The organism is Vibrio sp. 2132-1 (assembly GCF_033344315.1).
The window spans coordinates 201751-227247 of record NZ_JAWPON010000007.1 but is presented as its reverse complement, the minus strand read 5'-3'; the positions used below and the strand labels follow the sequence as shown (position 1 = coordinate 227247).

Below are 25497 nucleotides of genomic sequence, written 5' to 3'. Positions count from 1 at the left end.
AACCATCCACTTCACAGAATTGCCTGAAACTTAAATAAAGGATTTAAGTTTTTACTCTAGGACGAGTTTTTAAGTGCGAGGATATGACGATGAATATGCTGAACTTCGATAAAAAAGAGATGCAACAACAACAACGCCCATTTATCGCTGAAGCCGTATTTGCCGTCGAAGCGGTAAGTGCTGAGCAGCAGAGTGAGAAACAAGTAAAAGCGAAGCAACTCCTTGACCGCATGTTCCCATTGGAGAACGGGTCGCACCAAGATGTATCAAGTTACGTGATTGATTACCGCCATGTTTTGGCTTATTTCAAAGACGGTACACACAGCGGCCTGAAAAGCCCGAAACATTTTGTGGCGTACACTGGTGGAAAGGAAGATCCAAAGTCGATTTTGTTTAAAGATGATTCGGGCAATCATGTAGAAGTGCTGTTTGGCTGTCACAAAGGCACTGGTTGCGTGGAATTAGTGGACATTGACGATATTCAATTAGAAACTCGCACGACGTTTCATCCTGAACTAACTGGCAATGCACCAACCGCGATGCGCCATTGGATAAGTCTAATCAAAGGCGACAAAAAAGGTAAGCCGATGGCATGCAGTGAAGATAAAGAATATACCGCAAAAAATGGTGACGACTACATTCTAAGTTACTGTTACAGCGTCGATTAAGATACTCATGATTGGATACAAAACCCCCGCACTTTACAGCGCGGGGTTTTCTTTTTCATCATAAAAGTCGTTTTCGCTTAGCCAGTTTATTTAAATTGGCATCACGCGGTTACGACCGAGTTGTTTTGCTTCATAAAGCTGTTTATCGGCTTTATTGATTAAGGCTTCAGGCGTATCACCCGGCTCAAACTCTGCTACCCCAAAAGAAGCGGTAATGCTGTGAACTTGTGTGCCTGAGCGCTTATCTCTGATACGCAGTTTTTCTATCATGCGGCGTAGTGTGTCTGCATATTGGCGAGCAATTCGCAGAGATTTGTTAGGTACAATTAACGCGAATTCTTCACCACCAAAACGGTACGCACATATCCCATCTCGACAGCTTTGTTGTAGCCGGCGGGCAATGGCTTTTAATACTGTATCGCCAAAAAGGTGCCCGTAATTATCGTTAAATGATTTGAAATGATCGATATCAAGCATGATTAAGGTCATTGCCTGATTTGATGCAATAAGTGAAGAGAGATCTTTGTCAAATGCTCGGCGGTTGTATAGGTTTGACAAACCATCGAACAACGCATCTTGCTGTACTTCAGCCAATTGGTTTTTGAGGCGAGAAATTTCTTCACTCGCGTTAGTCAATTGGCTATTCAAAAACTTTGTTGAGTGACGAATTTCGTGTGACTCTGCGACAAGTTGACGAATCACCACCATCACTTCTTCAATGCTTAGGCTATTGTCCTCAACTTTTTCCAGTTTATTAAAGCTTTTGTCTACCATCTCAGAAAAGGAGGAAGTATCTGAAATCGTATCGCTCATTGAACTGGATACTTCATGTAGCAGAACTTCTACATTGGTTCTAAGATCTTCAAGGCTGGTTTCTGCTTTGCTGGCCACATAGTTGTTGTAAAGCTGCTTATTGGTTGCTGGCGGGCAAATACCGTAGTTTTCTAACACCGTGTCTAACTCAAAGTTGAGTTCTGGAATGGTCTTGTCAACGTAGGTATACCAAAGCGCGTAGTTGGCTGGCGTGGCAGCAACATGGTTTTTGATCATCAGTGGGACCGCTTTTTTTAAATTAGCGGTTGATTTCTTAAACTCGTCGGTCATTTCTGCGATGGTACTAGCAAAATGGGATTGGGCTTAGATTAACGGATATTAACTAATGTCGCTTTAATTTTTATCACTTTTGCATGGTTTATATAGAAAATGAGTGATTAAGATCGTGATCAATACCGTTGGATTCAAATTTTATAAAATATCAGTATGAAACATGTACAGGCATTTGGTGGTATTGCGTGTTTTGAGATATCCAGCAAATGGATTCCGTGTAAACGCTAGTAACCTAATGATCGTCAAACTCTCGTTTTCGTATAAAAGCAAGTAAATCAAAAGGCTTAACGTCAGGGTCTCCGTGAAAAGAACTCGTAGACGAAGAATTAACATCTGAGGGTGCGAATTGAAAAAGAAAATAGGACTTTATTGGTTCACGAACGACTTGCGATTGCACGACAACCCACTGTTGAAAAGCGCCAGTGTAGAAATGGACGAGTTAATTTGCTTGTATTGCTACCCTTCAATGACGCCTTACTTGCATCACTTTGCGCAGGAAGCCTCTTTCGGGCGCGCGAAATTGCAGTTTCTCGACTCATCGCTTAGTGAACTCAATCAATCTTTGAATCACCTTGGTCAGCGATTATGGGCGGTTGAACTAACGCCCGATCAAGCAATCAAGTATGCTGTTAATCGCTTCGGCGTCACACATATATATGCTGACGCCTTTCCCGGTTCGGATGAGCAACAAGCGTTAGATCGCGTAGCTGAAGGCGCTTCTCATGTAAAAATAAAACAGCAAGCAATCCGGACCCTGTTAAGGGAAGAACAACTGCCATTTGACTTGAGCAATCTGCCTACCACTTTCACGCAGTTTAGAAAGCAAGTTGAAGGTTTAGACATCTCTCGGCCCCACGAGAGTATCCGTTCGTTACCTCCAATTCCTTTAGGTGTGAATCTTCCTTCCGTTACTGCATATTACTTTGACACAAAAGCTGCGTTTCATGGTGGAGAAAGCCGCGGGCTTGAACATTGTCGCCAGTATTTTGCTTCCACACTAGCCAGTGAATACAAACAAACACGCAACGGTTTAGATGGCATGGATTACTCCACTAAGTTCTCTCCTTGGCTAGCTCATGGGTGCGTTTCTCCGAAAACTATTTATGCCATGTTGAAACGTTATGAAGCGGAGAGTGGTGCAAATGATTCAACCTATTGGATTTACTTCGAACTGCTTTGGCGTGAATACTTTTATTGGTATGCCCGTCGATACAAGCGGCAGCTGTTCCGATTCGGTGGCATCCAAAATCAAGCACCACTCACTAGCTTTTACGCGCACCGTTTCCAACAATGGAAGAAAGGTGAAACGCCATTTCCTATCGTCAATGCGTGTATGCACCAACTTAATGAAACGGGTTATATGTCGAATCGTGGCAGACAGTTAGTTGCCAGTTGTTTGGTGCATGAGCTTGGCCTCGATTGGCGTTATGGCGCGGCGTACTTTGAGTCACAACTGGTCGATTACGATGTGGCATCAAACTGGGGAAATTGGCAATACTTAGCAGGCGTTGGTGCTGATCCGCGTGGTTCACGACAATTCAACCTCGAAAAGCAAACCGAAATGTACGACCCGCACATGGAGTTCATCGATAGGTGGCAAGGTCGTTGTCCTGGCGCGCATTTGGATAGTGTAGACATGGTCGATTGGCCGATTGTGATGGGCAGCAGTGACAAAGCTTCGTCATCGGAGAAACCGTAATGCAATTTGAAACCGTACGATTGATCTTGGGCGATCAACTTAACAGTGAGCACTCTTGGTTTCAGCAACCGGATGAGCAAGTGCTTTACCTGATTGCGGAGCTCAAGCAAGAGAATACTTACGTCACGCATCATATTCAGAAAGTGTGTGCGTTCTTTTCCGCAATGGAACAGTTTGCGAAAGAGCGTCAGAGTGAAGGTCACCAAGTTCTGCACCTCACGTTGGATGACACACAATCCTTCGACGATCTTGAGCAAGTCTTGCAACACTACGCGAGTGAAGTTGGTGCAAGTAAGTTTGAATATCAACGCCCGGATGAATACCGTCTTCTGGAGCAGTTAGCCAAACTAAAGCTTGATGGGGTCGTGACGCGTTGTGTCGACTCGGAACATTTTTTGTTGCCGTTTGAGGAAATAGAATCGCAGTTTCCTCAAGGTAAACACATCATGATGGAGCACTTTTACCGCCGTATGCGCAAGCGCTTCGACATCTTGATGCAAGACGGAAAGCCCGTCGGCGGAAAATGGAATTACGATGCCAATAATCGTAACAAGCTCAAAGCCAAAGACATTGAACAACTGCCACAACCTTTGATGTTCAGTACTGACATCCACGGCATTATTGAGCGGCTGGCACGACATGACATCAAAACCATCGGAAATCTCGAAGGGGACTTGTTGTGGCCGATTAATCGCGCGCAAAGCCTCTCTTTACTCGCGCATTTCTGCCAAGTCTGTCTGCCGTTATTCGGACGTTTTCAAGATGCCATGACAGGCCAGCACGACGCTAAGTGGAGCTTGTATCACAGCCGAATTTCATTCTCGCTTAACAGCAAATTACTGCACCCGAGAGAAGTCATTGATGCTTCACTCAAGGCATTTCATTCCAACGCGGACATCGACATTTCTCAAGTTGAAGGGTTTATTCGCCAAATCTTAGGATGGCGAGAGTACATTCGAGGGGTCTATTGGGCGAACATGCCTCATTACCCGAAAAACAACGAATTGGGCGCAGAAAGAAAGCTGCCAGATTTCTTCTGGAATGGTGAAACTAAAATGGCTTGTATGCGCAATGCGATTGGGCAGTCCCTCGATTACGCGTACGCACACCACATCCAACGATTGATGGTCACTGGTAACTTTTGCTTGCTAACCGAGATCGACCCAGATCAAGTGGATGAGTGGTATCTCGGTATCTATGTTGATGCGATTGAATGGGTCGAAATGCCGAACACACGTGGCATGGCATTGTTTGCGGATGGCGGCATTGTTGGCACCAAACCTTACGCGGCGAGTGGTTCTTACATCAACAAAATGAGCGACTACTGTAAGGGTTGCCATTACGACAATAAGGCGAGGAGTGGGGAAGGATCGTGTCCGTTTAACAGCCTTTATTGGCGCTTTATGAACAAGCACGACAAGCGCCTCGCAGCCAATCCACGAATCGGGATGATTTTCCGCTCTTGGGACAACATGGAAGAACAGCAACGCCAAGCGATTCTTGATACCGCAGAGCACTACATAGAAAACGTGGAGAACTTGTGATGGAAATACTCATCGTCGGTGGCAATGGTGGAATTGGTTTGGCAGTGGTGAGAGAAGCCGCAGCTCGGTTCCCTCAAGCGCGCGTGCATGCCACTTATCGTAAGCAGCAACCAGATTGGCAACACCCAAATGTCGTTTGGCATCAAGTGGATGTATCGCAAGACGAGCAGGTAAAAGCGTTCAGTGAGCAGATTGAACACGTCGATTGGTTGGTGAACTGTGTTGGTATGTTGCACACCCAAGAGAAAGGTCCTGAGAAGAATCTTAGCTCGCTCGACGCAGACTTCTTTCAGCAAACCATCACGGTCAATACTTTGCCAAGTTTACTGTTGGCAAAATACTTCACTCCCAAGCTAAAATGCAGTACTGCACCTAAGTTTGCGACCATTTCAGCCAAAGTTGGCAGCATTAGCGATAATCAGTTAGGTGGTTGGTACAGCTATCGAGCATCGAAAGCCGCATTAAACATGTTCCTCAAAACCATGTCGATCGAATGGCAAAGGATGGTCAAACATGGCACGGTGCTGTCACTTCACCCAGGTACTACAGACACCGCTTTGTCGGCACCTTTTCAAACCAATGTGCCAGAGGGAAAGCTGTTCACACCAGAGCGAGTCGCAAAGGATTTATTAGGCTTGTTAGAAAAAGCAACTCCGCAAGATAGCGGGGCGTTTTGGGCTTATGATGGGACGTTATTACCTTGGTAAGAGAACGCGTACAAACGTTAATACAAAGGGAATAACATACTCCAGAGAGGGTCGGAGTGACCTACGTTTTCGTTGATTTATTTCTTCGGCAACGCTCAGAACAATAAACGATTTCCTCCCAATTTCGCGCCCACTTCTTTCTCCAAGAAAATGGGCGCTGACAGACCGGACAGACTTTCATGGGAAGGTTGGATTTAAAACCTTTCATCGCGCTGAATGTTCACTCCTAATTTGGTTAAAACTACTTATCAAATAGGTACAGGTAATCGCCGTAGCCTAAACTCGCCATCTTGTTCACAGGTACAAATTTCATCGCAGCAGAGTTCATGCAATAGCGTAATCCCGTCGGCTTCGGACCATCTTTAAACACATGACCTAGGTGTGAATCACCAAACTTACTGCGGATCTCCGTTCTAGGGTAGAGTAGTTTATAATCGGTTTTCTCCACGATGTAACCCGGGTTAATTGGTCGAGTAAAGCTTGGCCAACCTGTCCCAGATTTGTATTTATCAGTAGAAGAAAATAGCGGTTCACCGGTCACAATATCCACATAAATTCCCGCTTCTTTGTTGTCCCAGTATTCATTATCAAACGGACGCTCCGTGCCTTCTTCTTGCGTCACGTAATACTGTAGCTCTGTTAAGTTTGATTTGATTTCAGACTGAGCAGGCTTACTGTACGCTTTCACTTTCGAAAGCAGCTTTTTTTCTTCAATCAACTGTCGAAGTGTTTTAGGGCTTTCTTTTCGATCTTCACCAAATACTTCGTCGAGATATTTATCGCGACCTGATGCGTAGCGGTAGTATTTGTACTTCAGGCTACTCTTCTTGTAGTAATCCTGATGATACGACTCCGCAGGGTAAAACTTTTCAAACTCGATCAGCTCTGTTTTCAACGGTTTTGGATAGATCATCGCCTTGTCGATTTCCATCATAAACTGCTTAGCAATCTGCTTTTGCTCCGCATTATGATAGAAGATCGCCGGACGGTATTGAGGACCACGGTCAACAAATGAACCTTTATCGTCGGTAGGGTCGATATGACGGAAGAAGTAATCCAGCACTTGTTCGTAGTTCACAACAGCAGGATCGTACTTCACCTCAATCACTTCAATATGACCAGATTTACCAGAAGAGACTTGGCGGTAAGTCGGGTTTTCAATATGACCACCTGAATAACCTGATACAACATCGATTACGCCGGGCAGTTGCTCTAAATCCGATTCTGTACACCAGAAACAACCGCCAGCTAGCGTTGCGATTCTTGTATTCTCTGAAGCCTTCAGCTTATCCATCGTATCGGCGGTACCTGTTTTACTCAATAGTAGAAACAAGACTGGAAGTGCGAAGGAGAAACCGGCCAATAACTTAGACATATTCTTCATAGCTACCTCATCGTTATTTTTGTAGAAAGTGTTACTTGAATAAAAAGTGTTACGTATAGAGAAAGGTAACCGAGCGAAAAAATTACAGTAATGTTGAAAATTCCGTTGCCCTTTTATGCGATAGAGCTAAAGTATCGACAAGAAACACACCGCTAGTAAGGGCAACGATGCCTTGAATGAGCGATGCTAAATGAGGTAAATCATGCAAGCTGAAGTTAAATGGATAGAAGATTTTAAATTTCTTGGGCAATCTCAGTCGGGCCACTCCGTAGTGATGGATGGCAATGGCGGTGCAACCGCACCAAGCCCAATGGAAATGGTACTAATGGCTGCTGGTGGCTGTAGCTCTGTCGATGTTGTTGATGGTTTGAAAACAGCAGGCCAAAAGGTTTCGTCAGTTAATGCCAAGCTAACCACAGAGCGTCGTGAAACCGCACCGCGTATCTTTACGCAAGTGAATATCCACTTTGAAGTGTCAGGTGACGAGCTTGACCCAGAAGTCGTAGCAAAAGTGGCGGCTGACTCGCTAGAAAAATACTGCTCGGTTTGCTTAATGCTAGGCGAAGGTGTTGAGATGACCCACAGTTGGGAAATTGTGTAAGTTGACAGACTCCACAAAATATAAAAACAGGAAAGAGAAAAGTCCGGGCTTTTCTCTTTTTTTATTTCGCAGTTCACGTACCTTGTGAAGAATCTGAAAGCAGTAATTGCAGGTTGTAGGAGTCTTCCAGTGACAGAACTAGAAAAAATGATGTCTGGCCAGGTCTTTGATGGCATGGACAAAGAAATTGACGCCATTAGAAGCCATGCTCTTCAAGCACTTAGAGCACTTAATAATAACACCGACGAAAGTCAGCGCGACGAATTGCAAAAGCAGCTATTTGGCAAGGTAGGCCGTTGTATTGTCCAGTCCCCTTTTCATTGTGAATTTGGTAAGACCATCGAAATAGGTGAAGAAACCTTTATCAACATGAACGTGGTCATGCTCGATGGTGCCAAAATTACCATCGGGAACCACGTGCTCATTGGACCGAGCGTGCAATTCTATACCGCTTCTCATTCTGTTGATTACCGAAGTCGTCGACGTTGGGAAACGTTTTGTAAACCTATCACGATTGAAGATGATGTGTGGATTGGCGGAAATTCCGTCATCAACCAAGGTGTAACAGTTGGCGCTCGCTCGGTGATTGCGGCGAACTCGGTCGTTAACCATGATGTGCCGCCAGATTGTCTATACGGAGGCACGCCAGCTAAGTTGATTCGTCGTCTCAACGAAGAAGAGTAGAGATCAGTATGCAATAACACTGGCGATTAGAGAGTTCTGACTGAGCTCTCTTCGTCGAGTACATCGTTATATTTTAATGTTAATTTCTCATTCAATTGCTAAAAGAACGGCACCAATTGATAAAGTCAGGGCAACGACAACAGAGTTAACAATGATAATACCCAGTAATAGAATCGACAAATAACGATACCATTTTGGTACTTCTCTAGAAATATTAGGTAATTTTCGCTTTTCACCTGAGCTAGGTTGAACGATTAAACGAACAAACATCAATGTTCGGAAAAATGCGTAAGGCCACCCTGTGAATAAAGAAAGCTCAAATTCATTAAAATATGGTTTTTTAAAATAGTTCCCAACAATCTCCTTCGGCATCAGAAAGTGCATGACACCGATAAAAATGGTTTGTAAGAAAATAATAATCACACCAGTCATTAAAGTGTAAAAAAGAAATGTGATTACTTGCTGCATATAGACTCTATTCCAGTACTAGCGACTAAGTTTGGCTTGCTTTCAATTGAATTATAAAAGCTTTTTGCCACTTTACCGGATGCATAACCTACAGCCGTTGAGCCGGCAGCGAGTACAATGGCAGTCACCCAGCCAATAGGGTTTGATACTAAAAATAGACCGACTAACGCGCTGGTACCCATTCCTACAGCTGTGCTAGTTATTGACTCAACAAAAATTTCATTCTTCTCATGTTGGTCTTGTGTATTCGCAATCTGAATGCAGGAAGCCGTCAGACCAACACCGACTAAAACATGTCCGCCCACTTTAGATGCTTGAGCTATTTTATTCAGTTTTTCGGCTTGTTTAACTATATGAGCATTCGCAGGTAACCCTCAACTTCGAGCGATGCGGATAGACTCGTAAGCTTTTTATTATCAAGTGATAAATTTAGCCTTTCATATGGAGTACCATACATGTTTAATATAATTGATGATAAGTTATCATGAGTTTTTATTTTATACTCAAATAATCCCGACACAGAGCACCTCTAGCTAATAATTTGTTTGTGCAGATACTAACAAAAAACTATATTTAAAAAGGTTTATTTTTTGCCTTCTAGACTTTCATTTTAAAAAGTTACAAATTAGCTGATGTATTTATTATTTGTATGAAATTGTTAATGTGATTTTTTACATTTAAAGTGTGATATTAAACTTGGTTGGATAAGTGAAGGTCATACATGATTTGCTAGTGATAAAAAACCTGCGATAAAAAATACAAGTGCTAACATTGTAGAGTTTATGATAATTACCCATATTATTATGAAGGATAATAGACGGTACCACCTAGGCACCTCTTGGGATACATCGGGTAACTTTCGTTTTTTACCTGAGTTAGGTTGAACGATTAAACGAACAAACATCAATGTTCGGAAAAATGCGTAAGGCCAACCTGTAAATAGAGCTAGTTCGAAAGTGTTAAAATAAGGTTCTTTAAAGTAGCTATTGACAATGTCTTTTGGCATTAAAAGGTGCATGATACCTATAAAGAATGTTTGAAAAAAAATAACTAATACACCAGAGAACATTAAGTATCCAATAATGTTCCAGATCAATTGCATATTGCACCTATCCTTATAATAAACCGATGCTTTTTCAAAGGTTTTATCCTAATTTTTATCATGAAGAAATAAAGAGACTAACAGATAACCTATATCTTAGCTATGAATGTAAGGCCGTTTTGAAGGAGTGTCGAGAACGAAAATAAGAACTATTTTATTGATTTTTATGTAAATATAGTTGGTCGTGTATAAAATTGATAACGTGAAATGGCGAGATGTAAGCCTTGCACAACTAACAAAGGTTGGTTAAACAAGGCTAATAATCGGTTATGGATGAATAACGATTTGTTGCTCCTCTGTCATCACAAGTGTCGCTTTGCTTTGTTCGATAAGTTGGGCAGCATAAGAAGGGGTAACTGCCTGCATATCACCTTTAGATCGAAGAGTTAAAGACTCCCACGCTTGATCTCGATATTTCCCTGCTTGGGTGTATTGAATCAGTACTTTCATAGCTTCACGCTCCGGTGTGGTTGACGTGCTACTTAAGTTAACGATCTTAGGTTGGTTGCGCATCTGTTAAAAATGAAACATTAGTTTAACTAAATGTGCCTTTCCAAATATCTCGCATTGAGCAGAGCAATGTAGAATCCTTGTGATGGAAGGATGAAGAACACTCAATCTTTCGATTCATACTGCGCAATATAATGTTTGAGAGATTTGGTTTCCGCACTCTGAAACTCTTCATCGTGCATACGCAGTGCTTGGATACGGTCGAGGCGGAACTGGCGATAGTCATCGCGCAATTCGCACCAGGCGACCAGCGTCCAGACTTTGCCCCAAAAGAACTGGCCTAACGGTTGGATTTTTCTCTCGGTCACCTGTCCGCTTTCATCTTGGTAATCCAAACTGACCTTAAACTGATGATCAATCGCGTGGCGCAGAAGCTGCCCTCGTTTGGCAGTCTCGGATTGGGTGTGATAATCGGGCACAATCAGCGGACAATCTTCCACTTGTTGTTTGAGCTTATCTGGCAATACCGAAAGTATTTTGGTGGACGCAGAGTGAGACGCTTCGGCGAGTTCGGCGTCCGACCAGGCTCGAACCATCCGCATACCCAGTTCAAGCGCCATCATCTCCTTTTCTGAGAACATCAAAGGTGGCAGATGAGAGCCAGCTTGCAACAGGTAGCCGACACCTGCTTCACCTTGAATCGGAACACCAGAACTGAGCAACGACTGAATATCGCGATAAATCGTACGTTCGCTGACTTCCATTCTTTCTGCGAGCTCTTTCGCTGTCACTGCGTAACGCTTTGCGCGCAAAAGCGTCAGTAGCTCAAACAGTCGTTCTGATTTGCTCATGATGTTCCTTATCTAGACCTACTGGTTGTTAGTAGTAGTGTGGCTGATTACTTCTCTAGCTCACTGCACATTTTTAAGTTGTGATGTATAAGCTCGAAGCTTTCGCAGTCAATCATTGATAACAGAGGCTGAAATTCAGCGGCTTGCTTAAGCTGTTTTCCCGCCTGTTTTGCATCGTCCATTGAACGCCAGTAAATGATGTCTGTCCACACATCGTCCGTCGCTTCGTGACTGAGTGAGCGATACAAAAAGCCCGGCAGATTCTTCACAAACGTTTGTGACTGTTTGGCAGCGGCGATCACGTCTTGCTCTGTTGTGCCTGCGGTTAGACGAAATTGCACAGTTTCGATAACGGTTTCCATATTGTGATTCCTTATTGGTTTTGGCGGATTGCCTGTTGAGTTCCAAATAAGGTTACGCGGATGGAATGTCAGAACATGTCAGTAGTGAAATCTCACTCACTTATCATCAATATGGTTATTTTTCTGGGCTGTTGTAACGATCCCAGTAAGGTAAATCTGTGCCGAGTTTTTCGCTGATAAAATCGATAAAGGCTCTTACTTTCAACGGCATGTGCTTGCGCTCAGGAAAAACCGCATAAATGGCGTGTTCTGGTAGAGAGTACTCTTCCATCACCGGTTTTAGATTTCCTGCGGCAAAGTCTCTTCCTGCAATAAATGTTGGCAGTTGCGCAATGCCCGAACCTCTTAACAGCAACTGGCGAATGGCTTCGCTGTTATTGACGATAAAGTTTCCTTTTGGAAGTACCTTGTATTCGCTGCCGTTGTTGATGAACATCCATTCGACGCCACCACGGAAATAGGAGTAGCGCAGGCAGTTGTGACCGACTAAATCACTTGGTTTTTGTGGTGTTCCAAACTCCGCTAAGTAATCTGGTGAGGCACAAAGCACACTTTTACAAGGGGCGAGACGTTTTGCGATTAGATTGGAAGAGGTGAGTTCACCAATACGGATCCCCAAATCAAAACCGTCTTTAACCAAATCGACCATTTTGTCTTCGAGGTTTAAATCCACTTCAATTTTCGGGTAACGAGCGAGAAACTCGCTGATCAAAGGCGCGATATGCAGCACACCGAAAGACATCGGCACGGTAATTTTGAGCCGACCTTGTGGAGAGCCTTGCAGCTCCGATACCGCGTCCACGCCTTGTTGGGCTAGGTTGAGCGCTTGAGAGGCGTACTCAAAATAGCGTTCTCCCGCTTCGGTCAGGCTCAGCTTACGCGTGGTTCGGTTAAGGAGACGAATGCCCAAATCGTCTTCTAGTTGGTTGATGCGTTTGCTGATCGCCGATTTCGTCAGATTCAGCTGTTTGGCCGCAAGGGAAAAGCTGCCGCATTCGACAACAGCAACAAAAACGGGCAGGGAGGCAATCGCGTTCACATCAATCTCCTATTATCGTGAAGCATTTATTGTTGAGCACAAGGATACAATTAATTTCCAATTATAGAGATTATCTTCAAGAAGAAAACAATCTAGACTATGCACCAGTATTACGACCTTGATTTTGGGAAGAAGAAAATGAAGTACGATTGGATCCTGTTTGACGCTGACGAAACCTTATTCCACTTTGATGCTTTCAAAGGTTTGCAGCTTATGTTTTCTCGCAAAGGCGTAGATTTTACTGAACAAGATTTTGCTCATTACCAAACCGTAAACAAACCGCTTTGGGTGGATTACCAAGACGGCAAAGTAACGGCAGATGAGCTAAAACATAAGCGTTTTACCGAGTGGGCTGAGAAGTTGAATACCACAACAGCAGATCTCAACAGCGCATTTTTAGAAGCAATGGCCGATATTTGCAGCTTGTTGCCAGGTGCAAAAGAGCTGATGGAAGCGCTGCAAGGCAAAGCTAAAATGGGCATCATCACCAACGGTTTTACAGAGTTGCAAGCGATTCGCCTTGAGCGCACAGGGATGACTGAGTACTTCGATAAAGTGGTGATCTCTGAACAAGTGGGCGTAGCAAAACCGGACTTAGGTATTTTTGAATACGCGATGCAGCAAATGGGCAACCCATGCAAAACGCGCGTACTGATGGTGGGTGACAACCTTCATTCCGATATTCTGGGTGGTAATAATTTTGGTATTGAAACTTGCTGGTTAAATACCACAGGCGCAAGCGTCGATGAGCGTATCGCACCAAATTACACCGTTGAGTCTTTGAGTGAACTAAAGAACATTTTGGTGGCGTAACCGAATCCGGTATTATTCCGCAGTAACCCTCAGAAAAATCAAGGAATAACCATGTCAGACATCAAACAGCTAGACAGCAAAGTCGTTTACCAGAATAAGTGGATGACGGTGCGTGAGGACAAAATTTTACGTCCGAGCGGCGCAGAGGGTATCTATGGTGTGGTCGACAAACCTGATTGTGCTGCGATTCTGGCTATCGATAACGGGATGATTCACTTGGTTCAGCAGTACCGTTACACCGTAGGTCAACGTTGTTGGGAGATCCCACAAGGGGCGTGGGAATCAAACCCAGATGCGGATCATCTTGAGCTTGCCAAAGGCGAGCTGCGTGAAGAAACGGGCATGCAGGCGAGCGCTATGGCGTATGTCGGCGCGCAGTTTATCGCATACGGCTTTTTGAATCAGACATGTCACGTCTACTTCGCCACTGATTTAACGGACGTGGGTAATCAACTCGACAGTGAAGAAGAGGATTTGATCACTCGCGCTTTTTCTGTTGAGGAGTTCGAACAGATGATGATCGACGGCACGATCAAAGATTGTGTCACCATCGCCGCTTATGGTTTGGCGAAGCTGAAGAAATTCATTTAGTTATCCATGACGATTTTTTAATGAAAACAGCGGCCTAGTGCCGCTGTTTTTAGTTTGGGTGAGCTCGTTGAGCCATCGCTTACTCGTCGATTTTCTTACCTAAGATTTCCACTTGCGCTTTTTTAGTCACCCCCGCGACTTGCAGCGCAGTGCTGCCAACCGATTCATAGTTCAACTCGATTTTGTCTAACTTCGCGTTATCTTTTGTTGGTAGGCTTAAGCTTCTTGATGACATGCCTTTAGTCAGAACCCCTAAACTGTCGAACGTCTTTTCCTGACCATCTTTCATGATTACTTTAACGCTTTTCAGATCGACCGTACCTTGCGTACATTTGATTTTTATGTGGCTGAAACGAGCGTTAGCAAATGGTGACAGTGGATTGACTGTGTCGGTTTCCGATTTAAAACTGACGGTCTTATCTGCAATCTTATCCCAATCGTTGTCTCCTGCAACCGATTGGAAAGAGGCTACAGCCGCTAAAAGACAGAGTGCGATGGTGTTGAACAGTTTCATAGCTTTTCCTTACCTTCGGTTTAGATATTCTGTTTAATCAGTTCGATGACGTGTGTGACTTCGTCTTGAGTTAAAGCCCCTTCTTTCACGAATAAAATTTCACCTTGTTTATTTTGTACGATAATCGCAGAACTTTCTTGCTGCAGATCCCAAGTTGTTGCTAATACGCCATTCTTGTCTAACACCATGGAAGACCAAGAGAATGTCTTTTTGCTGTCCTCTGCCGACGATTTTACAAATGTACCGGTTCCCCATATGGCGTCTTCTTGGTTGATCACGGTTGTGGTCTGATACTGATCTTCAGGAAAGTGAGCGGCAGTGATTGCTGACATCAGCGGCGCGTTCATCTCTTTGGCTTTACTACGACCTGCAATGGCTTGTATCACATGGACTTTGCCTAACATATGCTGAGTTGCCCAAGGTTGATAAGCCACATCGTTTCCTTGCAGCGTCATTTCGCCATAGGTATCAATGCTGACGGAAGGGGGGGTTTGACCGACAGAAAGGTTATGAGAGAAGGCGAATGTCGGGGCGAGTGCGAGTAAGAGTGACAGAACAGATGGAGTTTTCATTGGGGGTTCCTGTAACGAAGTGAGGTTAGAGCGAATCAAAATAAGGGGCAAATACGATGCCCCTGATCGGATGTGGCGTTTAGTTAGAAAGTACAACGCGCGCATTTAGCGGTTGCAACGGACGATTGTTTTGTCCCATGACTTCCATCAGTTTCGCGGCTTGATCTTTGGATAAGGTTTGAGTGTCTTTAAGCACAAACCAGCGCACACCTTCTGAACATGGTGGTGTGGTTAAAGAGCCGTTAAATCGATAGTAGTTTGCAGTTTTTGGCAGTAAGTCGTTAATCTCAAACGTATCTTTAAAGAAAGTGGTTTGATTCTCTTGTGGGATTGCGTTGATCAGTTTAGACAGTGCTGCGTTTTGACCGCCAGCATCAAACATCACCGAAATTACCGCCAACTCGCCGTCTGCGTTGGCGTGTACAAAGTGCGCTTCAAGTGGATATTGGCGGCCTTTGATTTGGTTTTCTGAAGGTGTGTGGAAATGGAACTGTTGCAGCTCGAACGTCTCGCCATCGATGGTGAAGCTGTTACGTCCGTTCACTTGCGCTTGCAGCGTATGACCATTGTTGGTTAAACCAATGACCTGACCAGTGTACGAAAGGTTCAGTGCTTCCAGTTTTGCATCGGCTGGGTTGTCGATGTTGATTGGGCTTTGGTTTTTCGTGGTTGCGCAGTCTTTGGCGATTTCTCCCCAGTGCTCTGGCCCGTGTTTGTCATTGCCATAGCCCCATTCTGAAGCCTGAGCCGCGCCTAGAGTGAGAAGTGAGAGTGAAAAAGCAAGTAGTGTTTTGTTCATAATAATGTCTCTGTTCGGTCGCTTTGATAAGCGTTGTTACAAGGCAATGACCTAGAGGTTTGATCACTGCCTGACAAATTAGAAACGGTGGCTGAGTTGGGCACCAATTAGGAACGCATTTGAATGGGTCACGCCCGTTACCATCGGTGCAGGAACACCTTCATACGCGTACTCTTCTACGTTGACATCTTCACCAATCAAGTACGTCATACCGATGTCAACCGTGGTATCTGATGACCATTGGTAAGAGGCACCCGCAGATAACCAGTGACGGTTCGAATCTGGAATAGAAAGCGAAGTCAGCTCATCGACAGGTGTTTTGTCGAACATGTAACCCGTACGAAGTGTCCAACGTTCATTGGCGTACCAAGTCCCACCGATGGAGTAGTGTGCGGAGTCTTGCCACTGAAAATCTTTTAGCAACTGATCATCAGCTTTCAAGCTGTCAAATGCTGACCAACCAATCCACTGCACAGAATAGTGCAGGGCAAATTTAGGTAAGACGCGGTGATAACCGGAAAACTCCGCAATATCCGGTAGCGGCATAGCAAGTGAGTCGTACGATTCGCCAGCAAAGTGGATGTCACCCTTGGCATCGATGTTAGGGCTGTGCTTGTAGCTTAAACCTAAGCGATGACGTTCGTTAAACTCGTACATCATGCCAATATTCGCACCAAGCCCAATGCCGCCTGCTTCCACATCAAGTGCGTTGCCTTTTACGGATCCACAGCGTTGTTCTAGTTCGTTTCCAAGTATGTTCCCACCAACGCAAACACCCACGTCTATATCGCGGTACAGCTCACCAGAGCCGTAAATCACATCAATACCACCACCGATACTAAAACGATCGTTCACCTTGTATGCCAAGCTTGCGCCAAGGTTGACACTCGCTACGCTGGTGACACCGCCAAAAACAGGTGCGCCATAGTTTGGTTTAAACTCCATGTCGGTTCCGAAGTTGGAATATGCCGATAAGCCTAGATACCAGTCGTCGTTGATAGGGTGAATAAAGTAAAAATTGGGTACAACGGCTGGTTGACCAACGCCATCGACGTCATCAATGTCGGTCACGGTTTGAGAGAAGGACGGGGTAATGTCAACTTGAGGGGATGGAGGGAAGCCGCCCATACCAACATTGACATCTGCATTAATGTTAGCTCGATGATATTGCGCATTTTTAACGGTAACGTCAGGTTTGACGTAAGTGACACCGAACGATAAGGCATTTTGTTTAAACAGCGTCATCGCTGCGGCGTTGCGGCTGACTACAGACGCATTATCACCAATAACAGCATCACCAGCAAAAGCACGACCAAGACCCGTCGCCGAATGTTCGTTAATTTGAAAACCACCGGCATACGCCGTCGAGGAGGCTAAACCGATTAATAAATAAATCGGTGAAAGAGTGAATTGTCGCTGCATGTTTTTTCTCATGAATTAATTAGAGGTTGTATTGCAACGAAAAGCAGTAAAATAAACAAATCTGACCAGTATATTTAGGAGTAAAACTAACAGTATGTTGACAATAAATAAATTTAACTTAATAAATATTTATTGATAAATTTATTAATGGTTCATGTCGTGAATGTGGTGATTATTTTACGTGTAAATTAAACTCAGAGCCCATATTTTTATTTTTGCGGTATTACTTCTCTATTTTTATTGTGCTGACTGTTCCCTAACAAACAGAGGCAAATCCAGCGATAAAGTGTCCGTGATGGAAACTCTGAGTCATTTGTATTTCCATTGCATCCCAACGTTGGTAGTTCGAATCAGCAAGAGAACTATCGTTTTAAACCCACATGACACACTCCTCTCGGTCTTACCTGTGTTATGTGGGTATTTTTTATTTAACTTGCCACTTAACTCCTCTTGAAATTCAATCATCAAAATGACCATAATGAAATTTAAATGGATGGCATATTGAATAAGCTTAGATTTTACTGGTTTGTTGGTATTTAAAAGTTTTGTTTATAATACTTATAACTTGAATTTCTATATTAAAAATGATCTTTGTTATATTTATTGAATGATAAAGTTTTGAAGTGACTATAATATCTCGGATTTTTCACGTTAGTGAAGTTATTCCTTCAGTATCTTGACGTTAATTTACCTATCTTTACGTCTCGTACCCTGTACGGCTAAGACAAATAGCAGTATAAAATCAAAACGATTATTTACTTCACTCCTGCTATGAAACTCAATAAAAAATGGCTCGTTTTGTGTGGCCTACTTGCTATTGGTGCTGGTGGTTATCATTATCTGCAACGTCCAGAACCCATTTTTTCTTACGCGACAGAAGTCGTTCGCAAAGGCAATATCGAAAAGGCGGTATTAGCCAACGGCATGTTGCAAGCGTCCAAATTGGTGAATGTAGGTGCGCAAGTATCTGGGCAAATTCAACGCCTCGCTGTGAACTTAGGGGATGAGATCAAACAGGGGGACTTGATTGCACAGATTGACAGCCTGACTCAGCAAAACAGCCTCAAAGAAGCCCAAGCGTCTCTTAATAGTCTCAACGCTCAGTACCAGGCTAAGCAAGCGCAGATTAAACAAGCAAACTATGAATACGTGCGCCAAAAAGGCATGTTGGCAGCGAAAGCGAGCTCACGAGCTGATTACGAGAATGCCGAAGCGACGCTCGCCATCTACAAAGCCGAGTTAGCGCAACTGGATGCCGAAATCGAGAAAGCCAAAATCAACGTCGACAATGCGCAGTTAGATCTCGGTTACACCACCATCAACGCACCGATGGATGGCACGGTGGTCTACACCGCGGTGGAAGAAGGACAAACCGTAAACGCCAATCAAACCACGCCAACTATTATCGAGTTAGCTAAGTTAGATACGATGACGGTGAAAGCCGAAATCTCGGAAGCCGATGTGATTTTTGTTCACCCAGGCCAAACGGCGCTGTTCACCATTTTAGGCAAACCGAATCAGCAGTTTAAAGGTACATTGCGCGCCATTGAGCCGGGGCCAACCATCATGGATGGCGATGACAGCGATTTGAGCATTTCAGATAGCGACGCCATTTACTACAACGCTGTATTTGATGTGAAGAACCCGCAAGGTATTTTGCGCATCGGCATGACTGCGCAAGTTTCGATTGTCCTTGAGCAATCGGAAAATACCTTGATTGTCCCTTCACAAGTCCTGCAAAAATCTGGCGGCAAAGGCAACTATACCGTGCCAGTGTTTGAACAGGGCCAAGTGGTGCAAAAGCCCGTGACTGTGGGTATTAACAACAAAGTGAACGCAGAAATTCTCTCAGGTTTGAAGGAGGGCGACCAAGTTGTTCTTGGCAATGCTATGGATGGAGAATCATCAAGCCGAGGTGATCGTCGTCGACCTCCAATGAGGTTCTAAGATGAGTGACGTGCTTTTAAAAGTTGAGGATTTAACTCGACGTTTTGTCTCTGGCGACGAGTCGCTTACTGTGTTGAACCACATTAATTTAGAGATAAAACGCGGTGAAATGGTCGCGATCGTGGGTGCATCAGGCTCTGGTAAATCGACGCTGATGAATGTGCTCGGCTGCTTGGATAAACCGTCCAGCGGTCGATACTTCATTAATGGGCAAGATGTCTCGACGTTGGAATCCGACCAACTGGCGGAGCTGCGCCGCGAGTATTTTGGCTTTATATTCCAGCGTTACCACCTGCTGGGGGACCTAACCGCGGTGGCAAACGTGGAAGTACCGGCGGTTTACGCGGGAGTTCCTCATCGTCAAAGAACGGAGCGAGCGCAGTCGTTATTGGCACGCTTAGGGCTGGAAGATCGTTTGACCCACAAGCCCAGCCAACTGAGTGGTGGCCAGCAACAGCGCGTGAGTGTTGCTCGTGCACTGATGAACGGTGGTGAGGTGATTCTCGCCGATGAGCCCACTGGCGCATTAGACAGTCACAGTGGGCAAGAGATGATGGCACTGCTTAAAGAGTTGCATCAACTTGGGCATACGATCATCTTAGTGACTCATGATATGAACGTGGCGAACTTTGCGGATCGCATCATTGAAATCAAAGATGGTGAAATCATTGCAGATACGCCAAATGCACAAGTTGTAATCAATGAGCAAGCAGCAAAGACACCGAGCGCGTCTTTTCATCGCCCAGCGCAAGCCGCCAGTAAGTGGTGGAAGTGGGACAGTTTTATTGACGCGCTCAAAATGGCGCTGCTGGCGATGTCTAGCCACAGAATGCGCACGTTTTTGACCATGCTCGGCATCATTATTGGTATAGCTTCGGTGGTTTCCGTGGTGGCACTAGGTAATGGTTCACAACAGCAAATTTTATCGAATATTTCATCCATGGGAACAAACACCATTGATGTCAGGCCGGGCAAAGGGTTTGGTGACCGCCGCTCCGGACGAGTGAAAACGCTAACCGCCGACGATGCTAAATCGTTGGAGAGTCTACCTTTTGTCGACAGTGTCACGCCGTCTTTATCCAACAGCTTAACCGTGCGTTACGCCAATCAGGATGCAACCGCGTCTGTGGAAGGGGTTGGGGAAGATTATTTCCGTGTGCGCGGTTATGAGATCGCCAAAGGTCAGTTTTGGGATGAAGACAGCGTGAATTCGCTCGCCCAAGAAGCAGTGATTGATGACAACACCAGAAAGGAAATGTTTGCGGATAGAAATCCGATTGGTGAAGTGATTTTTCTAGGTTCATTGCCAGTGCGTATTGTGGGTGTCACGCAGAAAAAAGAAGACGCGTTTGGCAACAGCGACGCGCTGAAAATTTGGGTGCCATACACCACCATGTCGGGACGAATGATGGGACAACGCTACCTCAACGGCATTACTGTACGGATTGATGAGAACGCCCCAAGCGCAGCGGTAGAACAGAGCATCATCAACTTGTTAAAAATGCGCCACGGTACAGAAGATTTCTTCACGATTAACACTGACACCATTCGTCAGAGCATCGAGAAAACCACCGCAACCATGACGTTACTGATCTCAGCGATTGCGGTGATCTCCCTAATTGTCGGCGGAATTGGCGTAATGAACATCATGTTGGTGTCGGTGACAGAGCGCACGAAAGAGATCGGTGTACGAATGGCTGTGGGTGCGCGGCAAGCGGATATTTTGCGTCAGTTTTTGATTGAAGCGGTACTAGTGTGTTTGTGTGGTGGCATTGCTGGTATTGGCTTGGCGTTTTTGATTGGTTTTGCATTCAGTACATCTGGCAGCAGCTTCCAAATGATTTACTCAATGAACTCGATCATCTGGGCGTTTATTTGCTCAACGTTGATTGGCATCGCTTTCGGCTTTTTACCCGCTCGCAATGCCGCCAAACTCGATCCGATAGAAGCGCTAGCGAGAGACTAAAAATGAGTAACACAATGAAATTCAAAACTCGATTGGTCGCGGCTGCCTTAAGTGCAGTGTGGTTGTCAGGTTGTGGGTCGCTTATGCGTAGCGACTATCAAGCTCCTGAGGTGCAAGTGCCTGCAAATTGGCAACAGATGCATGTTGCGGGTGATGTCAGTATGGATCCTTGGTGGTTGGCGTTTAACGACCCAACGCTTAATCAATACATTGCTCAGGTGTTGGCTCAAAACAACGATTTGACGCTGGCAACGCTAACGCTAAAGAAAGCGCGTTTACAGCTGGGTTTAACGCAAGATGACCTTTTCCCTACGTTGAGTTCTTCCACATCAGGACAAGTTCAAAAATCTCTTGATAGCGGGGAATCGGCAGATAGCTACAGCACTAACTTGTCCGTCAATTACGAGTTGGATTTGTGGGGAAAAATCTCGGCAGACGTTGACCAAGCCAAGTGGACGGCGATGGCAAGTCAACAAGATCGCGAGGCGACCGCACAAAGTTTGGTGGCAACGACGGCATCGTTATATTGGCAAATCGGCTATCTAAAACAGCGCTTAAACCTCAGTCAGCGTAATGTGGAAGACGCAGCTCAAACGCTACAATTGATTGAAAAACAGTACCAACTTGGCGCTGTGGATCAGTTAGATGTGCTTGAAGCCAAACGTACGTTGGCAAGCTTACAAGCGCAGCAAAGTGAGTTTGAACAGAGTTTACTTGAGGCAAACAACGCCTTTGCGATTTTGTTCAATCAACCGCCGAAGAGCATCAGTGCAAACATCCAAATGCTGCCTGAAGGCGATATGCCATCGTTGAGTGTTGGTGCTCCGTCTGATTTATTGATCCGCAGACCCGACATTAAAGCAGCGCTTTATGAAGTCAAAGCCGCGCTAGCAAATAAAGACGCAGCAGATTTAGACTACTTGCCCAAGCTGACGCTCACTGGGGCTTTGGGTGGATCGTCACAAGCGCTCAAAGACCTGCTTTCCAACCCTATCGGCAGTTTAGGTGCGGATATGACGTTGCCGTTTTTGCAGTGGAATGAGATGAAAAATAGCCAAGCCATTGCCGATTTAGACTATCAATCGGCTATTGTGAGTTATCGCCAAGTGTTGTACGCCGCATTCCAAGATGTCGAAAATGCCTTGTCAGCACGCGAGAAATTGAAGTATCAAGCGGCGCGTTTACAAGAGCAATATGATGCCGCAAGTGCCGCTGAGTCCATTTATGCTGCGCGGTATCAGTATGGCTCGACGTCGATCATGGACTATTTGAATGCACAAGAAGACACCAGAAACGCGCAAGCTTCTTTGTTGGAAAACCGCTACAACCAGTTTCTCTCTCAGGTTACGCTTTACCAGTCTTTAGGGGGAACCGACGTTGCGCCGTTGTAATTAGGGGTCAGCACACACTAGCGAAGCGCCATGCAACAAAGCTTTTTTTGAAGGTATTACTGGTCCCATGAATGGGACCAGTAATAAAAGCTTAAGTTACTTGGCGAACTTCTTGAAAGGTGCATCAACCGGGGTGTCAGCTAGGTGATTGGTGTAGTTACTCATCACTTTTTGCGCTAGACCAAGTACAATTTCAAGCAGTTGCTGCTGTCCGTAACCTGCCGCAAAGAACTTCTCTATCTGAGACTCTTCCACTACACCACGTTGACGCACCATTTGAAGCGTTGTTTCTCGTAGTGTTTCAAGTTTTTCGTCTGCCAATGGTGTTTGGTTGACGAGAGCATCAACAATCTCCTGATCCACTTTCATTGACGCCGCGATCGCACTATGAGCAGGAACGCAGTAGTGACAACCATGTTCAACGTTGATGGTTTGCCATACGACGGTCAATTCTTCTGCGTTAAATGATGTTTGTTGAAAGAGCTCATGCACAACTTGATAACCCTCAAGCAAGGTTGGCGCTTCAGCCATAACAGCATGAAGATTTGGTAGCATGCCAAACGCTTTGACTGAATTTTCAATCAGATGCTTTGATCCTTCGGGTGCGTTTTCTGCGGTATACAGTTTAAATTCTGCCATGTTTAAATCTCCTGTAATTGGATATGAGCGAATTAGGCAAGAACAGGATAGTTGATTTTGAGCGGTCGCTCAATATAAAATTGAGCATATGTTCAAAATTGATAATTGCTCATGGCGAATACAAAGAAATTCCAACGTGATGAAGTGGTGAAAGCCGCCTCGGATCTATTCTGGAAGAAAGGTTTTCATGCAACATCTACACGTGATTTGCAAGATAGCGTTAATCTGCGTCCTGGAAGTATCTATGCGACGTTTGGGTCAAAAGAGGGGCTATATTGTGAAGCGCTAAAAATGTACGTTGCGAACTTACAAGCCCTGTTTGAGTTGCATTTAGCTCAGAACACAACGGTTCTAGATGCAATAGAAGCTTTCGCGATTGATGTGGTTATCAATCAGCGAGACTCCAATCCCAGTGAAGTGTGCATGTTAGTCAAATCAGCAAGTGAATTTGCTGAGGATTTTAATGCGCTGCGCAATCAAACAAACAGCTTAGCAAACCAATTTGAATCTTTTCTTGCAAAGCTGTTTGAGCGAGCAATCGAGAATGGCGAAATTGAAGCCCAGGATACATTGCTTCTTGCTCAGTTGTTCCAGGTTCAGTTTACGGGTATACGAGCCTACTCATACCGCAGTGATGATGAAACCTTAAAGACGTTGATCTCTATTATGGTGAACAGCTTCCGCGGTAACGTACCAAAACAGAACGCTGAATGAGACTGCTCAAAGTCAACGTCTCTAAATCAACGGCTTGAACTAAGCGAGCTCAAATAAACCCGTTATCAGGGGTCGATATCGATAAAAAATGACCACGAAGCATCGTGGTCATTTTTATGCAGATTAACTTGCAATGAACAACAACGGCTTATTAAAAGCGAAACTCTTCTAAGTTATTGCTGCTTTCTAACATTTTTTCAGCCACATAACGATGCGTTGCTGTGGTTGGGTGAGTCACATCCCAGAACACGAACTTATCTGCGCCAGATGCTGCACATTCAGAACGTAATGAGTGAGTGTACATGTAGTCAACAGAAGATGAACGGTTGATGTCTAAGCAAGGGTCGCTTGCATTTACGAAACCGTGTTCTTCTGGTGCCGAGGTTAACTTCTCAAACAGTGCGTGTGTATCAAACAATGCGATGTTGTAGCCTTGGGCTTTGTAGTACATCGCTTGTGCTTTGATGAACTCGTTCATCTTCAATACTTTCGCACGAATCGTTTCAATTTCTTCCTGTGTTGAGTATTTGAACTGTGGTGCTTTGGTTGCATCAGGCAGTGTCATCAACATGAAGTTCTTCGCGCCAGCGTCTGTTAAACGAATCAGAGCTTCAGCGTAATCCGCTTTTACTTCCGGCACGCTACGGTTGTAGTTCATGAAATCATTTAAACCAAACTCTAACGTAAACAATGTGTTAGCAGGGTTGTAGTTCTTCGCCAGCTTTGTGTAGGTTAAGTAAGAAGAAACTTGTTCGCCGACACCAGTTAGCGCGATGTATTGGTTTTCACCTGCTGCGCCACCAACTGCCCAGTTGTATAGCGGTAAGTTTTTGGCTTTAGCAACGTATTCCGTCCAAACAAAACCGTTTGAGAAGTGACCCAAGAACCAGCTATTCGGGTTAGGGAAGCGCCATTGGGACGCGTTAAAGATGTTGCCTGTATCAGACAAGCTATCACCCAAAGCCACTACCTTGTTGATTTGATCTGGTTGCATTGCAGCATCATTGCTCCAGATCGTGTGGTTATAAGAATAACGATTGTCAGCAGCAAAAAATGTAATGTCTGCGTTCTCGCTCGCTAGATCTAGTGTTTCTTCACAACGCTGGCGAATTACGTTTTGTGAGGTATTGGTGTAGAACATGTTTTTAAATGAGACAGAGCTCCACCAATAACCATCGATAGTGAAGTCACTACCATCTTGGTTTTTTGCCCATTTCCAATCGGTAGCCGCATCGTCCTTAGAGTGGCTCGTACGATACCAGCATCGAACGTACGTATAAGTTTGATTTTCTTGCGCGCTAACCACTTCAGCCGCAGAAACCATTGCTGGTGATAAAGTTGGCTCCTCTGCAATGGCGGAGGCAAGCGGAAGTAATGCAGTTAATAGTGTGATTGTTTTTTTCATCATTCACTCTTCTTGTAATGGTTATTGTTCCGAATGCGTGAATACGCTCGGCTATAAC

27 protein-coding genes are annotated in these 25497 nt (G+C 44.7%); 12 read left to right on the top strand and 15 right to left on the bottom strand.

Features of this window, described 5'->3' with window-relative positions; translation table 11 throughout:
* Positions 1-89: 89 nt before the first annotated feature.
* A complete protein-coding gene (locus R8N47_RS10145) occupies positions 90-668 on the top strand; it encodes a malate synthase (RefSeq protein ID WP_064354490.1) in 579 nt (192 codons plus the stop codon).
* Between the two features lie 90 nt (positions 669-758).
* Here R8N47_RS10145 and R8N47_RS10140 read toward each other — a convergent pair whose 3' ends face one another.
* On the bottom strand, positions 759-1772 hold the full coding sequence (locus tag R8N47_RS10140; RefSeq protein WP_005374150.1) for a GGDEF domain-containing protein: 1014 nt from the start codon (positions 1770-1772) through the stop codon (positions 759-761).
* Positions 1773-2121: 349 nt separating this feature from the next.
* Between R8N47_RS10140 and R8N47_RS10135 the strand changes: the two genes are divergently transcribed.
* The 3 genes from R8N47_RS10135 to R8N47_RS10125 are packed head-to-tail and all read left to right on the top strand — an operon-like array spanning position 2122 to position 5725.
* Positions 2122-3474: a DASH family cryptochrome gene (locus tag R8N47_RS10135; protein WP_064354491.1), complete on the top strand. Its 1353-nt coding sequence runs from the start codon at positions 2122-2124 to the stop codon at positions 3472-3474.
* Complete coding sequence (locus tag R8N47_RS10130; protein ID WP_005374147.1) at positions 3474-5018, top strand: cryptochrome/photolyase family protein; 1545 nt, start codon at positions 3474-3476, stop codon at positions 5016-5018. The genes R8N47_RS10135 and R8N47_RS10130 overlap by 1 nt, the downstream gene beginning before the upstream one ends.
* Positions 5018-5725, top strand: coding sequence for an SDR family oxidoreductase (locus R8N47_RS10125; RefSeq protein WP_064354492.1), 708 nt, complete (start codon positions 5018-5020; stop codon positions 5723-5725). Before R8N47_RS10130 ends, R8N47_RS10125 begins: the two co-directional genes overlap by 1 nt.
* A 61-nt stretch (positions 5726-5786) precedes the next feature.
* On the opposite strand, the gene R8N47_RS10120 is transcribed toward R8N47_RS10125, so the two are convergent.
* Positions 5787-5933 carry a DUF2256 domain-containing protein gene (locus R8N47_RS10120; protein ID WP_005374142.1) on the bottom strand — a complete coding sequence of 49 codons (147 nt, stop codon included), beginning with the start codon at positions 5931-5933 and terminating at the stop codon, positions 5787-5789.
* Positions 5934-5966: 33 nt separating this feature from the next.
* Entirely contained in the window at positions 5967-7109 is a 1143-nt protein-coding gene (gene msrB, locus R8N47_RS10115) for a peptide-methionine (R)-S-oxide reductase MsrB (RefSeq protein ID WP_005374134.1), read from the bottom strand.
* A 202-nt stretch (positions 7110-7311) separates the two neighbouring features.
* Here msrB and R8N47_RS10110 point away from each other — a divergent pair, with 202 nt between their 5' ends.
* Positions 7312-7710: an OsmC family protein gene (locus R8N47_RS10110; protein ID WP_005374132.1), complete on the top strand. Its 399-nt coding sequence runs from the start codon at positions 7312-7314 to the stop codon at positions 7708-7710.
* Between the two features lie 129 nt (positions 7711-7839).
* Positions 7840-8394, top strand: a complete 555-nt coding sequence (locus R8N47_RS10105; RefSeq protein WP_031780875.1) for a sugar O-acetyltransferase — start codon at positions 7840-7842, stop codon at positions 8392-8394.
* An 87-nt stretch (positions 8395-8481) separates the two neighbouring features.
* Here R8N47_RS10105 and R8N47_RS10100 read toward each other — a convergent pair whose 3' ends face one another.
* From R8N47_RS10100 to R8N47_RS10075, 6 genes are all read right to left on the bottom strand, one after another.
* Positions 8482-8862: a hypothetical protein gene (locus tag R8N47_RS10100; RefSeq protein ID WP_005374128.1), complete on the bottom strand. Its 381-nt coding sequence runs from the start codon at positions 8860-8862 to the stop codon at positions 8482-8484.
* Positions 8850-9167 (bottom strand): hypothetical protein, encoded by a 318-nt coding sequence (locus R8N47_RS10095; RefSeq protein WP_235213034.1) that lies wholly within the window; start codon positions 9165-9167, stop codon positions 8850-8852. Before R8N47_RS10095 ends, R8N47_RS10100 begins: the two co-directional genes overlap by 13 nt.
* Positions 9168-10231: 1064 nt before the next feature.
* Complete coding sequence (locus tag R8N47_RS10090; protein WP_021035913.1) at positions 10232-10414, bottom strand: hypothetical protein; 183 nt, start codon at positions 10412-10414, stop codon at positions 10232-10234.
* 164 nt (positions 10415-10578) lie between these two features.
* Positions 10579-11265, bottom strand: coding sequence for a helix-turn-helix transcriptional regulator (locus tag R8N47_RS10085; protein ID WP_005497912.1), 687 nt, complete (start codon positions 11263-11265; stop codon positions 10579-10581).
* A 47-nt stretch (positions 11266-11312) separates the two neighbouring features.
* The gene (locus tag R8N47_RS10080) at positions 11313-11627 is read right to left on the bottom strand and encodes a hypothetical protein (protein WP_029795225.1); all 315 of its coding nucleotides are present in this window, start codon (positions 11625-11627) and stop codon (positions 11313-11315) included.
* Between the two features lie 115 nt (positions 11628-11742).
* The gene (locus tag R8N47_RS10075) at positions 11743-12666 is read right to left on the bottom strand and encodes a LysR family transcriptional regulator (protein ID WP_053307145.1); all 924 of its coding nucleotides are present in this window, start codon (positions 12664-12666) and stop codon (positions 11743-11745) included.
* Positions 12667-12804: 138 nt separating this feature from the next.
* Between R8N47_RS10075 and yjjG the strand changes: the two genes are divergently transcribed.
* Positions 12805-13479: a pyrimidine 5'-nucleotidase gene (gene yjjG, locus R8N47_RS10070; protein ID WP_005374109.1), complete on the top strand. Its 675-nt coding sequence runs from the start codon at positions 12805-12807 to the stop codon at positions 13477-13479.
* A gap of 51 nt (positions 13480-13530) precedes the next feature.
* Complete coding sequence (locus R8N47_RS10065) at positions 13531-14070, top strand: NUDIX domain-containing protein (RefSeq protein ID WP_017635078.1); 540 nt, start codon at positions 13531-13533, stop codon at positions 14068-14070.
* A 79-nt stretch (positions 14071-14149) separates the two neighbouring features.
* Here R8N47_RS10065 and R8N47_RS10060 read toward each other — a convergent pair whose 3' ends face one another.
* The 4 genes from R8N47_RS10060 to R8N47_RS10045 all read right to left on the bottom strand — a co-directional run bounded on the left by R8N47_RS10060 (position 14150) and on the right by R8N47_RS10045 (position 17377).
* On the bottom strand, positions 14150-14584 hold the full coding sequence (locus R8N47_RS10060) for a hypothetical protein (protein WP_005480927.1): 435 nt from the start codon (positions 14582-14584) through the stop codon (positions 14150-14152).
* Between the two features lie 20 nt (positions 14585-14604).
* Positions 14605-15156: a YtfJ family protein gene (locus R8N47_RS10055; RefSeq protein WP_064354494.1), complete on the bottom strand. Its 552-nt coding sequence runs from the start codon at positions 15154-15156 to the stop codon at positions 14605-14607.
* Between the two features lie 79 nt (positions 15157-15235).
* Positions 15236-15955: a carbonic anhydrase gene (locus R8N47_RS10050; RefSeq protein WP_064354495.1), complete on the bottom strand. Its 720-nt coding sequence runs from the start codon at positions 15953-15955 to the stop codon at positions 15236-15238.
* Positions 15956-16033: 78 nt separating this feature from the next.
* Positions 16034-17377 (bottom strand): OmpP1/FadL family transporter, encoded by a 1344-nt coding sequence (locus R8N47_RS10045; RefSeq protein WP_064354496.1) that lies wholly within the window; start codon positions 17375-17377, stop codon positions 16034-16036.
* A gap of 771 nt (positions 17378-18148) precedes the next feature.
* On the opposite strand from R8N47_RS10045, the gene R8N47_RS10040 reads away from it, so the two are divergent.
* Genes R8N47_RS10040 through R8N47_RS10030 form a run of 3 tightly spaced genes read left to right on the top strand, consistent with a single transcriptional unit; the run spans position 18149 to position 22681 of the window.
* A complete protein-coding gene (locus tag R8N47_RS10040; protein WP_064354497.1) occupies positions 18149-19324 on the top strand; it encodes an efflux RND transporter periplasmic adaptor subunit in 1176 nt (391 codons plus the stop codon).
* A gap of 1 nt (position 19325) precedes the next feature.
* Positions 19326-21290, top strand: a complete 1965-nt coding sequence (locus tag R8N47_RS10035) for a MacB family efflux pump subunit (RefSeq protein WP_054576181.1) — start codon at positions 19326-19328, stop codon at positions 21288-21290.
* 14 nt (positions 21291-21304) lie between these two features.
* Positions 21305-22681, top strand: a complete 1377-nt coding sequence (locus R8N47_RS10030; RefSeq protein WP_081008330.1) for an efflux transporter outer membrane subunit — start codon at positions 21305-21307, stop codon at positions 22679-22681.
* Positions 22682-22777: 96 nt separating this feature from the next.
* Here the strand turns inward: R8N47_RS10030 and R8N47_RS10025 are convergent, their stop codons facing one another.
* A complete protein-coding gene (locus R8N47_RS10025) occupies positions 22778-23320 on the bottom strand; it encodes a carboxymuconolactone decarboxylase family protein (protein ID WP_005374097.1) in 543 nt (180 codons plus the stop codon).
* Between the two features lie 111 nt (positions 23321-23431).
* Between R8N47_RS10025 and R8N47_RS10020 the strand changes: the two genes are divergently transcribed.
* Complete coding sequence (locus R8N47_RS10020; RefSeq protein ID WP_005384344.1) at positions 23432-24034, top strand: TetR/AcrR family transcriptional regulator; 603 nt, start codon at positions 23432-23434, stop codon at positions 24032-24034.
* 151 nt (positions 24035-24185) lie between these two features.
* Here R8N47_RS10020 and R8N47_RS10015 read toward each other — a convergent pair whose 3' ends face one another.
* Positions 24186-25442 carry an SGNH/GDSL hydrolase family protein gene (locus R8N47_RS10015; protein WP_017635085.1) on the bottom strand — a complete coding sequence of 419 codons (1257 nt, stop codon included), beginning with the start codon at positions 25440-25442 and terminating at the stop codon, positions 24186-24188.
* Positions 25443-25497: the final 55 nt, after the last annotated feature.

Excerpts from the sequence above, each read along its gene's own strand:
- R8N47_RS10140 (WP_005374150.1), bottom strand. The coding sequence starts at position 1,772 with ATGACCGACGAGTTTAAGAAATCAACCGCTAATTTAAAAAAAGCGGTC.
- R8N47_RS10100 (WP_005374128.1), bottom strand. The coding sequence starts at position 8,862 with ATGCAGCAAGTAATCACATTTCTTTTTTACACTTTAATGACTGGTGTG.
- R8N47_RS10060 (WP_005480927.1), bottom strand. The coding sequence starts at position 14,584 with ATGAAACTGTTCAACACCATCGCACTCTGTCTTTTAGCGGCTGTAGCC.
- R8N47_RS10050 (WP_064354495.1), bottom strand. The coding sequence starts at position 15,955 with ATGAACAAAACACTACTTGCTTTTTCACTCTCACTTCTCACTCTAGGC.
- R8N47_RS10110 (WP_005374132.1), top strand. The coding sequence starts at position 7,312 with ATGCAAGCTGAAGTTAAATGGATAGAAGATTTTAAATTTCTTGGGCAA.
- R8N47_RS10125 (WP_064354492.1), top strand. The coding sequence starts at position 5,018 with ATGGAAATACTCATCGTCGGTGGCAATGGTGGAATTGGTTTGGCAGTG.
- R8N47_RS10030 (WP_081008330.1), top strand. The coding sequence starts at position 21,305 with ATGAAATTCAAAACTCGATTGGTCGCGGCTGCCTTAAGTGCAGTGTGG.
- R8N47_RS10055 (WP_064354494.1), bottom strand. The coding sequence starts at position 15,156 with ATGAAAACTCCATCTGTTCTGTCACTCTTACTCGCACTCGCCCCGACA.
- R8N47_RS10065 (WP_017635078.1), top strand. The coding sequence starts at position 13,531 with ATGTCAGACATCAAACAGCTAGACAGCAAAGTCGTTTACCAGAATAAG.
- R8N47_RS10045 (WP_064354496.1), bottom strand. The coding sequence starts at position 17,377 with ATGCAGCGACAATTCACTCTTTCACCGATTTATTTATTAATCGGTTTA.
- R8N47_RS10120 (WP_005374142.1), bottom strand. The coding sequence starts at position 5,933 with ATGAAAGGTTTTAAATCCAACCTTCCCATGAAAGTCTGTCCGGTCTGT.
- R8N47_RS10040 (WP_064354497.1), top strand. The coding sequence starts at position 18,149 with ATGAAACTCAATAAAAAATGGCTCGTTTTGTGTGGCCTACTTGCTATT.
- R8N47_RS10020 (WP_005384344.1), top strand. The coding sequence starts at position 23,432 with ATGGCGAATACAAAGAAATTCCAACGTGATGAAGTGGTGAAAGCCGCC.
- R8N47_RS10025 (WP_005374097.1), bottom strand. The coding sequence starts at position 23,320 with ATGGCAGAATTTAAACTGTATACCGCAGAAAACGCACCCGAAGGATCA.
- R8N47_RS10145 (WP_064354490.1), top strand. The coding sequence starts at position 90 with ATGAATATGCTGAACTTCGATAAAAAAGAGATGCAACAACAACAACGC.
- R8N47_RS10080 (WP_029795225.1), bottom strand. The coding sequence starts at position 11,627 with ATGGAAACCGTTATCGAAACTGTGCAATTTCGTCTAACCGCAGGCACA.
- R8N47_RS10090 (WP_021035913.1), bottom strand. The coding sequence starts at position 10,414 with ATGAAAGTACTGATTCAATACACCCAAGCAGGGAAATATCGAGATCAA.
- R8N47_RS10085 (WP_005497912.1), bottom strand. The coding sequence starts at position 11,265 with ATGAGCAAATCAGAACGACTGTTTGAGCTACTGACGCTTTTGCGCGCA.
- yjjG (WP_005374109.1), top strand. The coding sequence starts at position 12,805 with ATGAAGTACGATTGGATCCTGTTTGACGCTGACGAAACCTTATTCCAC.
- R8N47_RS10035 (WP_054576181.1), top strand. The coding sequence starts at position 19,326 with ATGAGTGACGTGCTTTTAAAAGTTGAGGATTTAACTCGACGTTTTGTC.
- R8N47_RS10015 (WP_017635085.1), bottom strand. The coding sequence starts at position 25,442 with ATGATGAAAAAAACAATCACACTATTAACTGCATTACTTCCGCTTGCC.
- R8N47_RS10130 (WP_005374147.1), top strand. The coding sequence starts at position 3,474 with ATGCAATTTGAAACCGTACGATTGATCTTGGGCGATCAACTTAACAGT.
- msrB (WP_005374134.1), bottom strand. The coding sequence starts at position 7,109 with ATGAAGAATATGTCTAAGTTATTGGCCGGTTTCTCCTTCGCACTTCCA.